Genomic DNA, 12,411 nt, shown 5'->3' on the forward strand with positions numbered 1-12,411 from the left:
AGTGAATCGTGAATCGTGAGTATTAGCAATCCTTCTCACCCCGGTCGCTGAGTCTCGACTTCAATCGACCCACTATTCCTTCTCTTCCGAACGATAAACAATTTTACGCATCAAATACGAAATCGCATAATCTCCTTCAGGGTGTTGGGCGAGCTTATCGGCGAGTTCAAACACTGCTTCTGCTAGCGTCGGCCCTAATTTTTCAATTGTCGTTTGCCGTTCGCTGTTGAGGGAGCGATAGTGTTCGACTTTTGCCTGCCATCCCGGCTCGAATAATTGTTCGATGCTCGCACTCAGCCCGAGTTGCGTCAAAACATCCCATTCGCCCGCGTCGCACCAAATGCCCCCGCACTGCGGGCAGCGATCGACGAAAAACGACGTTTTAATATTGACTTTGGCGCGGGAGAGATAGCGGCGACATTGGGGACAGAGTGCGGCGCGAGCATCGAGGGAAGAGGGGCTGAATTTAAGATCGAGGTTTTGGTTGAAGGCTTCTGCCTTGATGGGGGAGATGGATTGTTGGGTTTGCCATTGTTGGTAATTTTCTGCCGGAAGCCAAGTTCCCTGACATTCCCTACATTCTTTGACGGCAAGGTCGGGTGTTAAGCTCCCTTCGGTTAGATCGACCTTGTTACATTTAGGACATCTCATAAAACGTCTCGATTCGATAATTGAAATTCAGTAGCCTAGGCGGTTTGCGCTGTCTCCGTCCGGGGTGTTCGCAATTTTCCTATTGTATCTGCTCGGGGACTCCTGCCTCACTGTTCGCTTAAAATGTTAGCGAACAGTAGGCAGTTTGATGATTTTTAAAGTCGATAAGGGGGAATTTTTTTAAATTTTTGGGGCTTGCTTTTTTTTGCGGGCTTGATTATACTATTCTTATAATGGAAATCTGTCTAAAAATTTGAAAGTTTCGTCTATTTCCATTATTTAAATAATACCTTAAAAGTCAATATAAAACAAGTAAAAAATCAAAAAAAACATCATTTTTTGTTAAGTAAATTAAAGTCATGTTAAACGATGGGGAGAAAAAACGAGGGAAAATATAACGACGAGTCAGAGGTTCATGCTGATTACGGCAAATTGTGATGCGTTCAACACATCACCAACGTTAAAAAAACTACAATAGTTGGCGCGATCGCGTCCTGCAACTGCGAAACTAGATTCGACTGCACGTTCGCGGGAAAAATCTGAAAACCGTTCCGAATGCTAGTAGGCTCGGACAATTCAAGACCCCAACCGATTCTTTAACTCACGGTTTTGACACTCTACCGCCCTTTTAGGGCGGAGATTCTTAAGAGATTTTCACTTCTAGCGAAAAGCACCCAAAATGTAAAGCCGCCGAAGAACGGCGGGGTTTCAAACCCATTTTTCTGATGACTATGCAATTGGCAGCACGAGCAAACCAACTTTCCCCTTCCGTTACCTTAGCGATCTCGACGAAAGCCAAAGCGATGAAAGCAGAAGGCATTGATGTCTGCGATTTCAGCGCGGGGGAACCGGATTTCGACACGCCCGCCCACATTCGCGAAGCCGCCAAAGATGCCCTCGATCGCGGTAAAACTCGTTACGGTCCGGCTGCGGGCGAACCCAAACTGCGCCAAGCGATTGCCGCCAAGCTCCAGAAAGACAACGCCCTCAGCTACCAACCCGAAAATATCATCGTCACCAACGGCGGCAAACAATCGCTCTTCAATCTAATACTCGCCCTCATCGAATCGGACGATGAAGTTATCATTCCCGCGCCTTATTGGTTGAGCTACCCAGAAATGGTCAAACTCGCAGGCGGCAACCCCATCATTATCTCGACGGAAGCCAGCAACGGCTACAAACTCACTGCCGAACAACTGCGCCAAAGCATTACCCCCAAAACCAAATTATTAATTCTCAATACTCCTTCCAACCCTACGGGGGCCGTCTACAGTCCGGATGAAATCCGCGCCATCGCTGAAGTGATTGTCGAGCGAGATATCTTGGTTGTTTCCGACGAAATCTACGAAAAAATTCTCTACGATGGAGCCGAACACCTTAGCATTGGAGCCGTCAGCCCCGAAGCCTTCGCCCGCACCTTCATCAGTAACGGTTTTGCCAAAAGCTATGCCATGACGGGCTGGCGCGTCGGCTACCTCGCCGGAGCGGTGGAAGCGATTCAAGCCGCGACGCGCCTTCAGGGCCACAGTACCTCGAATGTTTGTACTTTTGCTCAGTACGGCGCGATCGCAGCCCTCGAAGGCTCCCAAGAACCCGTCCAAACCATGCTTGCCGCCTTCACCGAGCGCCGTTCCGTCCTCTTAGAAGGCGCGCGCGCTATCTCGGGGTTGAGTTGTAGCGTTCCCGACGGTGCATTTTATCTCTTCATCGATGTGAGCAAAACGGGTTTAGGCTCCCTCGACTTTTGCAAATCCCTGCTCGATGCCGAAAGCGTTGCCGCCGTTCCAGGCGTTGCCTTTGGCGACGATCGCTGCATTCGCCTTTCTTATGCGACCGATATGACCTCCATTCAAAAAGGAATCGAACGGCTCGAACGATTTGTTGCTTCTTGTTAACCCGTAGCCAGCTTGAAGTCAAAAAGCTGAAGAAAAGCTTTCCAGACTTGAAGAGTGTCTTAAGCTCAAACCCAGTAGGAACGTTATCTATAACGTTTCTACTGCGGGCGAAATTGAGGTAAAATTAAAGTAAGACAATAGAAGTCGAAATTCACCATTGAGGGTTAGGTTTTGTCGTTTTCTCGATGGGCTTGAGGCAGAGAAACTTAAATATTTCTGCCGTTTGCGTTCTGTCCCCTTCAAGTTTTGACAAAATCTAAAATTTTGAATATGGGATATGCAAAAATTCTTGTCGCGCTCGACGAATCCGTGCAATCAGAAATTGTTTTTAAAAAAGCGTTGGAACTGGCGAAAAGCAATGGAGCGCGTTTAATGCTTTTTCGCTCCCTGACCTTCGAGCATCCGAATGCCGTTTATACCGATCTTTACGGTCAGAACCTCGAGAGTTTTTCGGTCATTATGCAAGAACAACTCGAAAAAAACACCCAAAAGACCAAGGAACGAATGGAGCATTACAGTATGCTCGCCGACCGAGAAGGAGTTGAGACTGAATGGGATTGGAAACTGGGCGAAGCGGGGCTGTGGATTTGCAAGCTCGCTGAAACTTGGGGGGCGGATTTAATCGTTCTCGGTCGTCGCGGTCGTCAGGGGCTAGCGGAAATGCTGTTGGGGAGCGTGAGTAATTACGTGCTTCACCGCGCGCCCTGTTCGGTTTTAGTGGTTCAGGGCGTTGGGGTTGCTGAAAGCGAAGTACCGAGCGAGGAGTGAGCGAAAAAAGGGAACTGACGGACTAAAAACTTTAAAATTTGAGCCGCAATCCAAGAACGATTAAGTCTCGCTCGACTCCATCGAGTTCGGCAATTCTCGGCAGATAGCCCCATTCCTGGAAATTAAACTGTTCAAAGAGACTGAGGCTGGCGGTATTGTGAGCGAAAATGAAAGCAACTAACGTACTGAATCCTACGTCTCGAGCGCGATCGATCGCTTGTTGTAAAAGAAATTTGCCTATTCCGTGGCGGTGGTAGCAGGGATCGACATAGATGCTAACTTCCGCCGTCGAACGATAGGCGGGTCGCCCGTAAAAAGGACGAAAGCTCAGCCATGCGATGACTTCTCCTTTCAGTTCCACCACTAAGAGTGGGTAATGGGTGGGGGAGTGAGCGGCGAACCAATCGCACCGACTTTCCACCGAAACCGGCTCGGTATCTGCGGTGGCTTTACGATCGGGAATTGAGGCATTATATATCTTGACAATTTCGGGTAAATCTGCTTCGGCCGCGTCGCGAATCGTCGCCATGATTGGGTTAAGGATGGAGGTAGAGAATTTGCCAAGGACGTGGGAAGAAAGAGCGATCGCAAATAGAAATGCTTCGCTCTGGAGTGGAATGCACCTTAAAATCGAAGGATATCTTTGACAGCCAGTAGAAGCTTGAAAAATTGAGTTAATCAGACATCTTATCAAAGAAACCGACTGATTTAAAACTCGGCTCGAAGCGCCTCAATTCGCTGGCGGTTCGCGCCCAAGTCCGACTCTCCCAAACGAGAGGCAGAACGCACATTAATTTTTTGCGAGGGTTCATCGAGTAAAAATTCCACATCATCGACAAATCCCAACCAACGACTGCTGAATTCAGCGTAGAGGTAATCCTCAGTTTGGGCGAGAATTTGGGTTCGCGGGGTGCTGCGGACTAAAGCTTGGAGACGATCCATCGCCTCAGCAGCAGAACCGTCGTAAGTTAGGGGCGCGATCGCATTTTCGAGATTTGGACTTTGGGAGTTAACGCAATTGGGCGTATTCGGGCAAGGGGCGAGTTGTCCGGCGCGCGCGCCGAGGTTGTGGGGCTGCACTCCAGCGAAGAAAGTGGGACTATTTGGGAAGGCAAGGCGGAAAACAATCCAGGCGATCGCGATCGCAACGAACCCAAACAGCACGATACGCGGTAAAGTCAGCTTAAAGAGGGACGGCGTTTCTAGGGCAGACATGAAAGATTAAAGATCTCAAACTACAGTTTGCTAGCTATTGTATCGGCGAATTGCAATTTCTTAAGGGGGGGCTAGGGCATTACAATTCTAAGTGCAGAATTATCAAGCAACAAGCGTGGAATCAACGATTGGGATCGCCGTTCTCGGCACGGGATTCGGGCAAAAAATTCATATTCCGGGGTTTCAGTACCATCACCGCACGGAAGTTAAAGCCGTTTACCATCGCGATTTAGATAAGGCTAACGCGATCGCAACCTCCCACAACATCCCCTACGCCTCCGACAACCTCGAAACCTTACTCGCCCGCCCCGAAATCGATGCCGTCAGCATTGCTACGCCGCCCTTCCTCCACTACGAAATGGCGAAAACCGCACTCAATGCCAAAAAGCATCTACTGCTCGAAAAACCGATGGCGATGTCCGCCCGCGAAACCGAAGAACTCTACCATCTCGCCCAACAGCAAGGCGTTACAGCAATTGCCGACTTTGAATTTCGTTTCGTTCCCGCTTGGCAGTGCTTCGCCGAACACCTACAACAAAACTACGTCGGGCGCAAGCGCTTGATAAAAATCGATTGGCTTGTCTCCAGTCGCGCCGATGCAACTCGTCCTTGGAATTGGTACGCCCGCAAAGATAAAGGCGGCGGCGCGCTTGGTGCGGTAGGTTCCCACGCCTTCGACTACATTCACTGGCTGTTCGGTTCCGTTCGTCGCTTGTGCGCCCACTTAAGCTGCGCGATTCCGGAACGCCCCGATCCCCTCGAAGGGGGCAAACTCAAACCCGTCGATGCGGACGATACTTGCTTAATTATGCTCGAACTCGCTGACGGTACGCCCTGCCAACTGACGATTAGTTCGGTAGCGTATCAAGGACGAGGGCATTGGGTCGAAGTTTACGGCGATCGCGGTACTCTGGTCTTAGGCAGCAGCAACCTCAGCGATTACGTCCGCGACTTCCATCTGTTCGCCGCCCCTGCTGGCGAATCACTCCAAGAAGTCGAAATCCCCGCCCGCCTCGCCTTCCCCAAAACCTTTGACGACGGGCGTTTGGCTCCCTTTATTCGCGTTATCGAGCGTTGGGTTAGCGCGATCGATAGCGGACAATCTTTAGAACCTTCCTTAAAAGAAGGATATTACTCGCAACTGTTAATGGATTTAACCCATCAATCCAACGAAACTCGAGCTTGGGTTGACGTTCCCGAGTTATAACAGCTTTGATAGAGAGGAGACTCTCGCTCGCACGCTCTCGCCAGCAAGTTGAGTCGCGATTGAGGAAGACACCGCGCACCCTGGATAATTCATGCAAGATAAAATCCCTCGCAAAAGAGTTCAACTCAACCTCCTCCAAGCCTTTCGAGGAGTTGCTGCTTTACTGGTTATTCTCTTCCATATCGACCAACTTAGTAACGAAACACTAAAACAGCCTTTTCTCTTCGATTTCTTCAAATTTGGTTCGGCTGGAGTCGATTATTTTCTCGTCCTCAGCGGTTTTGTCGCTATCTACGCCCACTGGCACGAACTCGGGCATCGCAGCTTTGAGAATTTCAAAACCTTTCTCCTCAAACGCTGCATCAGAATTTATCCCGTTTACTGGATTATTTCTCTGATTGTTGTCGCCTTTTTTGTGTTGATTCCCGGTTTTGCAAAAGCGGGAGACTTAACGCCAGAGTTTTTGTTTAAATCGTTTATTCTGTTTCCTCAAACCGAATCTCCGTTGTTGAATGTCGGTTGGACTTTAATCCTCATTGTATTCTTTTACCTGGTCTTCAGCTTAGTGTATTTGCTGCCGACAGGCTTATATTTGGGCTTAGTTGCACTGCTACTGATTGGCTCTTCAACTCAGTTTTTTAGCGCCTTATCCGTTACCAACGAACGACCGATTTTGCAACTGCTTACCAATGCACTTAATCTTGAATTTGCTTTTGGGAGTTTAGCAGCTTGGCTCGTTCTCAAGAACAACTTGCCGCAACGCAAGGCTATTTTTTGGGTAGGAAGCGTTCTTTTGCTAACGTTTGGAATTCTTCATGCCTCAAAATTAATTCTTCAATCTGAAGGAGCCGTCGATCCGATTTCAATTTTCGGCATTACTTTTCTAATTAATCGCGTTCTAGTTTTCGGTATTCCTTGTTTTTTAATTGTTCTGGGAGCCGCATCGATAGATTTGAATGAGGGGCGACAAATTCCGAAGTTTATAAACTACTTGGGTGACGCTTCTTATTCGCTCTACCTAATGCACAGCCCGATTGTTTCTGCGATGACCAAAATCGCCGTAAAATTGGGGTTGAACGGTTCGGTTTTACAATCTACTCTTGTCAATTTTGTTATTCTGGCTGTTGCTATAGCAGTCAGTTGCTTATTTTATTCTTTCGTCGAGCAGCCGGTTGTTGAATTTTTAAGGAAGCGATTGATTAAAAAGAAGGCTGTTCCTAAGACTTCTTAGAGAGCCGGTGAAATCAGTCATCAGTTATCAAGAACTCCCACCTCAACTCAATCAACAGTCATCCGTTTGAAAGGGCAGGCTTGCGACCTTTTTTGGGGGTTAAAGTATTCTTAAATTAGGTTTGGCAAGCGGGAAGTTGTTGCTGTTGGCATAATTGCAGAAACAGTAGTTCCGCGATCGCGCGATTCCCTTCCACGCTGAGGTGAACGCCATCGATAAAATAGTTGGCTACGGTTTCGGGGGGAAGTTTCGACCAAGCTGCATGACTATCAATGACGGGAATTTTTAAGCCCTGCAACTGCTTGAAAAATTCCCCCTGATAATCCGGTTGTGTCGAAGTCGGTAAAAGATCGCGGCGATCGGGCGTATAAAGGACAAAGAGCGGAATCTTTCTTTTCCGTGTTTCCGCAGCAATTTGTTCTAAAATTGCCATATTCTCCCGAAATTGCCGATCGCGAAAGGTTGGGTTCGGTTGCGATCGCTCCACTCCCGCAGGCGCAGGATTTCGCCCTCGGAATCTCTCTCGCAAGATCGGCCAAGCATAAAACGCGATCGCTTCCTCCAACGCAAACCTCGGTCTTCGCTTCAGACTCTCCGGATCGGCTTTAGATGTCTCTTGAATTAGATCGTGCGTACCAATCTGTAAAATAACGGCATCGCTATCGAACCAACCGTACTTGCGCAGATACCCCCAATGATTGCCAATCCCCCAAGAATTCGCCGAAGCGTTTAACACTTCCACAGAAGAACCGGAATGGGTAGCGCGCAAAATCCTCACTTCCAATAATTCCGAAATAATCTCGCTTTGATCCTTGCGATTGCCCCCATTCAGCACGGAATCGCCCACCATCAAGATTCTGAGCGTTTTGGAAGGTTTAGGAGATGCGATCGCCTCAGAACGCTGAGAATACTGATTGTATTCCAACACATTACCAAAGCGACGCAACCTTTGATTTTCCCCGAACCGATAGCCCATTGCGCGATCGGCAACTACAAGCGGCGGATGTCCCAACCCGAAAGCCAAGCTCAAAAATAATTCTAGCCCGACAACTCCCAGGATCGCACCCGCCGGAATCCACCACTTCGTTAGGACTTTCATTGCTAAATACACTCCGGTGTGAGTTCGCCTACCGTTCGCTGTTGAATTGTGAATTGAAGGCAGCGTTACGGGAACAAGTCAAACTTGCGCCGCGATCGCCCTCATCCCCCCGCCCCCCCTCATTCCTCCCCAATTCTGGTGGGGACGACAGAGGATGCTTCGCTGTTTGTTGAACGGCGAAGGGGAGTAGCCTCAAAGTCCCTCTCCCAAAGTTGGGCTACGTGTACACACAACTCATTGGTTGAGTGGCAATCAAGCGCCGCCCCGTGAAAACAGCGCCCCTAAAATCCCCATCAGGGGGACTTTGAATCCGGTTCCCCCCTTTTTCAAGGGGGATCTTCAACCGTCATGCTAGATTCGATCGCTTATATGTACACCGTAGCAAAGTTGGGAGAGAGATTGAGGGAGAGGGCGACAAAAGTGACTTGTTCCCCAGCGTTACTAGCGTTTCACCGACTGTTTCATGATATCCAGAGAACTAACTCCTAACGCTTTTTTCAACTTGCGATTAACCTTCTTCAAGAAAGTTGGTTGATAATCGTAGTAAGTATTTTCGGTGAAGCGATCGGCGCGCGTATCCCGAATCACATAAGGAGGATGTTTTAAGGGAAATTCCATCGGCTCGACTCCCAAAGTGTGATAGGGACTTTCATCTTGATAGGTATGAGTCGATTCAGTTTGATGGTAGCCGATGTAAGAGATTAAATTGCGATCGGGAAGAATCGCTAAACCGCTATTAAGCCACATCGCCAAAGTCCATTGAAAATCCCACCAATCCGGTTTTTCATCCCAAGTTCGTTGAAATGTTTGCGTCCAAACTTTCGCCGCGCGAGCATCGCCTAACGCATCGACAAGCCAATCGTTATCTCGCACTTCCGGCCACAGCTTAATATCGTAATCAAAATGTTTCCAAGCGCGTCGCCAGCCCGCCCATCCCCAGCAGTGATTGTAGCGAGAGAAATAGTAACTGTAATCGGTTCGTTTGTGACCGAACTGAACGTTTAAGCCGCAAATCGTCATCACCCGTTCGTCATCGCGATAGCGTTCGAGTAACTCTTGACAAAAACGAAAAAATGTGGGATCGGGCAGGCAATCATCTTCCAAAATAATGGCCTCTTCCACATTCTCAAAAACCCAATCAATGCCGGTAGAAGGTCTTTTGCCGCAACCGAGATTAACATCCGAAAAGTTTTTGAAGACTTCGCAATCCCAATCGACGCGATCGATAATTGCGCGAGCTTCCGCACACTTTTCTATATCGTCGGGTTTATCCGCTCGAGGGCCGTCTGCAATCACAAAAAGTTTGGGCGGTTTCGCTTGACGAACCGCTTCAAAAACCTTTTCTGCCGTTTGGGGACGATTGAAAATAATGAGAGCAACTGGAGTAGTAAATTGCCAATCTGCCATGAACGGTTATCCTCTAAACTCAATTTTATTGTATTCGCTGAAGCACGAGTCTGTCTTCTTGCAGACAAAGACAGTCGATGGCTGGGTTGGAGGTAGCGATCGCTAATTATCTTTTAATCCAACCTAACAAAGTCAGTGCTTTAGTTTGCTTCCAAAAAACCGGACGGGTACGAGAGTAAAAAGCACCGGCAAGGTAAGCCGCGAGAAATTGCGAAATAAGCGTTGCGATCGAAGCTCCATCTCCACCATATTTCGGAATCAAAAAATAATTCAATACGACATTAACAAGCGCCCCAGTAGCCGCCATAGCCGCAGAAAACTTCATCAATCCTTCAGTCGTCAGCCAAGATTCCCGCGCCATCCCTAACGAAGCAAACAAACCCGACCAGACCAAGATTGTTAGCATACTCGCTGCGCCAGCATACTTGGGGCCATACATGATTTGGATTAAATAAGGAGAGATTAAAGTAATGGGAATCGCAACTGAATAACTGACTAAAGCCATCAAGTTTAAGATCTTCTGCATCCTATGATTGTAGGTTTCTTGACTGATGTCTTTAGCTTGGACGATGGAGGGAAACACCGATTGTAAGATCGCGATCGGGACAAAGTACCACATCTCCGAAATTTTAACCGCAGCCGAATAAATCCCCACAGCTTCGTCTCCAATCATCGAACCTAACATCAGTTGGTCGATGCGCATATAAACAAAGATGACCATGCTCGAAAGCATTAAAGGCCAACTTTCTCGCAATAGCGATCGCGCGCGCTTCTTGCTAAACTTCCAAGCTCTCATGGAATAGCCGCGCAAATGATACGCGATAACCATTCCAAAATAGGCTAAGGCTTGTTCGAGGAATAAGGCGACTACAAACGCAACTAACGGTGCTTTAATTTGAATTAAAATAACTTTAAGTACATTAGTGCAAATGTATGCTATATTTCTCGGCCAAACGATATACTTAGCTTCAACTTGCGATTGAAACCAAAACTCGATAACTCCGAAAGCGGTTAGAGCCGAAGCGATCGCAAAAATCGCTACGCTCCATTGCGCGTCTGGGTTTCCCCGCTTTAAGTACATCACCGTGCTGACAAGCACCACCAGATTCGTCAAACCGACCAAAAGTTTCAGATAAAAGCCCGTTCCGAGCGTTTCGGATTGGTGCGAAGAATCGCGGGCTAAATCTCTGACAATAATTTGATCGAGACCGAGTTTAGCAAGAGGCTCGATCAATCCGACATACGCGATCGCATAATTAATCACCCCAAATCGGCTCGGCCCTAAATAGCGAGCAACCCAAACCCCAACCAGCAATCCCAATCCCAACTGGAAGACCTTTTCGCCGAACAGCCAAGCGGTATTTCCAACAATGCGGCGCAGGTTAGGACTGAAATTTTTGCCAACTTTTTCTAGCATTCACGATTCTCCCGGACAATGAGGATGTCAACTCGTTTCCATCTCAATCATCAGATGGAGGGCTTTCTACTGTAAGTATTCCCGATAACCGCACCAACGCAACTCAGCGACGCTGAGCGACTGTTAAATCGTCTTGAATATAATAAGGCTGCTCCCTGACGCTGTTGTTAGCAGTATCCAAACTCGTCCTGACTGCAATGACAATATACCAAAACCAAAGGCTAGTCACGCCCAAAAGTCCCGTTTCCGTCAAATTGGTCATCAATATATACGTCAACAACAACAGCGGTAGCCCCGCTTCAGGCATCGGCGCGCGACCGAGATAAGTCACGGCTTTGGCAATACTGGTAAAAAACGATCCCATAAAAACCACCAAACCCACATACCCCAAATCGCAAGCGAGATCGAGAAAACCGTTGTGAGAGTGAGGCGGGACAAATTGCGTTTTGATGACAACAATACTGCGTGCCGGATTGTCAGCATCGCGCCACGGTTGCCAAAATCCATCAATTCCATACCCCAAGAACGGTCGCTCGTTAAGTTTATCGATAATGAGCGGCCAAAAATCCGTTCGTCCCGTAATTGTTAGATCCTTATTTAATGTATCTACAACGATAAACTTTAAATTCTCGGTCACAATGATTGTCAAACATACGCTAACAATCATAAACAGAACAACTGAAACAAAAGCCCATTGTGAAGGGAGTTTTTTCGCCGTTCCTAAATAAAACCACAAGGCGAGTAAGCAAACTACTAATACTTTAGCTGCACCGCTTTTTCCCTGATTGATAGCAATCAAACTCAAAACAAAAACAAAAATAGAAAAGTTGCGAGATCGGGGATAGTAAAGAGCGTTAACAAACCAAATTATTGCCCCAAAAAGTGTAACAAAGCAAAATTGATTTTTATGTCCGATAATGCCAACCCATGCGCCTTCAAAGTCCTTACCCGAACTGGTGAAGCTATACCCAAAACTCACCAACAAGAGAATGAGGGAAACAACTTTTCCAATCTCAAAAAGTTCCGACCAGGAGTATTGTTTCCCGACATAAATCGCCACAAGCGAAGTTGCCAAATAAACCAAACTCGTTTTAAATGTAACATCGGGAGTGTCCGACCAGAATCGAGAAAGACCGATTAAAATGAGAGTCGTTATCAAAAAGGGATCGCGTACTAAAAGTACATTTGCCACAGAAACCATGTCTCGCAGCGTGTAGCGAAGCCGGGGTGAAAGTATCATAACAATCATCCCATAAAATGCCAACTGTATCATCACTGTCGTTGGCGTAATCGCAACATTTGATAAAGCCCTAGGATGCAACTTTGGGAAAGGCATAATCGTTGCACCTGTCGCCCCAGCGATGGTAATTAAAAAGACATAGATAAAAAACTTTTCAACCTGTAACGCATAACTCTTATAGCGACCGATATAGTTAAATAAAATCAGACCATAGAGAGAACCGAGAGAGATAAGAAGGCATAAAATTATCGGATCCTTTAAGATTTGTTTCATGGTGTAAC

At 47.4% G+C, this 12,411-nt stretch carries 11 protein-coding genes; 4 read left to right on the forward strand and 7 right to left on the reverse strand.

The features are described from left to right. Window positions 1-72: 72 nt before the first annotated feature. Complete coding sequence (locus H6G50_RS07920; protein WP_190714959.1) at window positions 73-651, reverse strand: zf-TFIIB domain-containing protein; 579 nt, start codon at window positions 649-651, stop codon at window positions 73-75. Window positions 652-1,382: 731 nt separating this feature from the next. Here H6G50_RS07920 and H6G50_RS07925 point away from each other — a divergent pair. Next, window positions 1,383-2,546 (forward strand): pyridoxal phosphate-dependent aminotransferase, encoded by a 1,164-nt coding sequence (locus H6G50_RS07925; RefSeq protein ID WP_190715051.1) that lies wholly within the window; start codon window positions 1,383-1,385, stop codon window positions 2,544-2,546. Window positions 2,547-2,792: 246 nt separating this feature from the next. Then, entirely contained in the window at window positions 2,793-3,314 is a 522-nt protein-coding gene (locus H6G50_RS07930; RefSeq protein WP_242032748.1) for a universal stress protein, read from the forward strand. Window positions 3,315-3,345: 31 nt separating this feature from the next. Here H6G50_RS07930 and H6G50_RS07935 read toward each other — a convergent pair whose 3' ends face one another. Together H6G50_RS07935 and H6G50_RS07940 are read right to left on the reverse strand one after the other, a co-directional pair. After that, on the reverse strand, window positions 3,346-3,843 hold the full coding sequence (locus H6G50_RS07935) for a GNAT family N-acetyltransferase (protein ID WP_190714960.1): 498 nt from the start codon (window positions 3,841-3,843) through the stop codon (window positions 3,346-3,348). A gap of 179 nt (window positions 3,844-4,022) precedes the next feature. After that, window positions 4,023-4,529, reverse strand: coding sequence for a DUF1499 domain-containing protein (locus H6G50_RS07940; protein WP_190714962.1), 507 nt, complete (start codon window positions 4,527-4,529; stop codon window positions 4,023-4,025). A 115-nt stretch (window positions 4,530-4,644) separates the two neighbouring features. Here H6G50_RS07940 and H6G50_RS07945 point away from each other — a divergent pair, with 115 nt between their 5' ends. Both H6G50_RS07945 and H6G50_RS07950 read left to right on the forward strand, forming a co-directional pair. Continuing rightward, window positions 4,645-5,736, forward strand: coding sequence for a Gfo/Idh/MocA family oxidoreductase (locus tag H6G50_RS07945; protein ID WP_347239903.1), 1,092 nt, complete (start codon window positions 4,645-4,647; stop codon window positions 5,734-5,736). 91 nt (window positions 5,737-5,827) lie between these two features. Then, window positions 5,828-6,967, forward strand: coding sequence for an acyltransferase (locus tag H6G50_RS07950; RefSeq protein WP_190714966.1), 1,140 nt, complete (start codon window positions 5,828-5,830; stop codon window positions 6,965-6,967). A gap of 115 nt (window positions 6,968-7,082) precedes the next feature. Here the strand turns inward: H6G50_RS07950 and H6G50_RS07955 are convergent, their stop codons facing one another. From H6G50_RS07955 to H6G50_RS07970, 4 genes are all read right to left on the reverse strand, one after another. Next, window positions 7,083-8,066, reverse strand: coding sequence for an SGNH/GDSL hydrolase family protein (locus H6G50_RS07955; RefSeq protein WP_190714969.1), 984 nt, complete (start codon window positions 8,064-8,066; stop codon window positions 7,083-7,085). Window positions 8,067-8,507: 441 nt separating this feature from the next. Beyond that, a complete protein-coding gene (locus H6G50_RS07960) occupies window positions 8,508-9,473 on the reverse strand; it encodes a glycosyltransferase family 2 protein (protein ID WP_190714971.1) in 966 nt (321 codons plus the stop codon). Window positions 9,474-9,579: 106 nt separating this feature from the next. Continuing rightward, window positions 9,580-10,890: a flippase gene (locus H6G50_RS07965; RefSeq protein ID WP_190714973.1), complete on the reverse strand. Its 1,311-nt coding sequence runs from the start codon at window positions 10,888-10,890 to the stop codon at window positions 9,580-9,582. Window positions 10,891-10,993: 103 nt separating this feature from the next. Beyond that, window positions 10,994-12,403 carry an O-antigen ligase family protein gene (locus H6G50_RS07970; RefSeq protein ID WP_190714975.1) on the reverse strand — a complete coding sequence of 470 codons (1,410 nt, stop codon included), beginning with the start codon at window positions 12,401-12,403 and terminating at the stop codon, window positions 10,994-10,996. Window positions 12,404-12,411: the final 8 nt, after the last annotated feature.

Source organism: Oscillatoria sp. FACHB-1406 (genome assembly GCF_014698145.1).
GTDB lineage: Bacteria > Cyanobacteriota > Cyanobacteriia > Cyanobacteriales > Spirulinaceae > FACHB-1406.

Coding starts and splice junctions, on each gene's coding strand:
- H6G50_RS07920 (WP_190714959.1), bottom strand. CDS start 651: ATGAGATGTCCTAAATGTAACAAGGTCGATCTAACCGAAGGGAGCTTA.
- H6G50_RS07925 (WP_190715051.1), top strand. CDS start 1,383: ATGCAATTGGCAGCACGAGCAAACCAACTTTCCCCTTCCGTTACCTTA.
- H6G50_RS07935 (WP_190714960.1), bottom strand. CDS start 3,843: ATGGCGACGATTCGCGACGCGGCCGAAGCAGATTTACCCGAAATTGTC.
- H6G50_RS07940 (WP_190714962.1), bottom strand. CDS start 4,529: ATGTCTGCCCTAGAAACGCCGTCCCTCTTTAAGCTGACTTTACCGCGT.
- H6G50_RS07950 (WP_190714966.1), top strand. CDS start 5,828: ATGCAAGATAAAATCCCTCGCAAAAGAGTTCAACTCAACCTCCTCCAA.
- H6G50_RS07955 (WP_190714969.1), bottom strand. CDS start 8,066: ATGAAAGTCCTAACGAAGTGGTGGATTCCGGCGGGTGCGATCCTGGGA.
- H6G50_RS07960 (WP_190714971.1), bottom strand. CDS start 9,473: ATGGCAGATTGGCAATTTACTACTCCAGTTGCTCTCATTATTTTCAAT.
- H6G50_RS07965 (WP_190714973.1), bottom strand. CDS start 10,890: ATGCTAGAAAAAGTTGGCAAAAATTTCAGTCCTAACCTGCGCCGCATT.
- H6G50_RS07970 (WP_190714975.1), bottom strand. CDS start 12,403: ATGAAACAAATCTTAAAGGATCCGATAATTTTATGCCTTCTTATCTCT.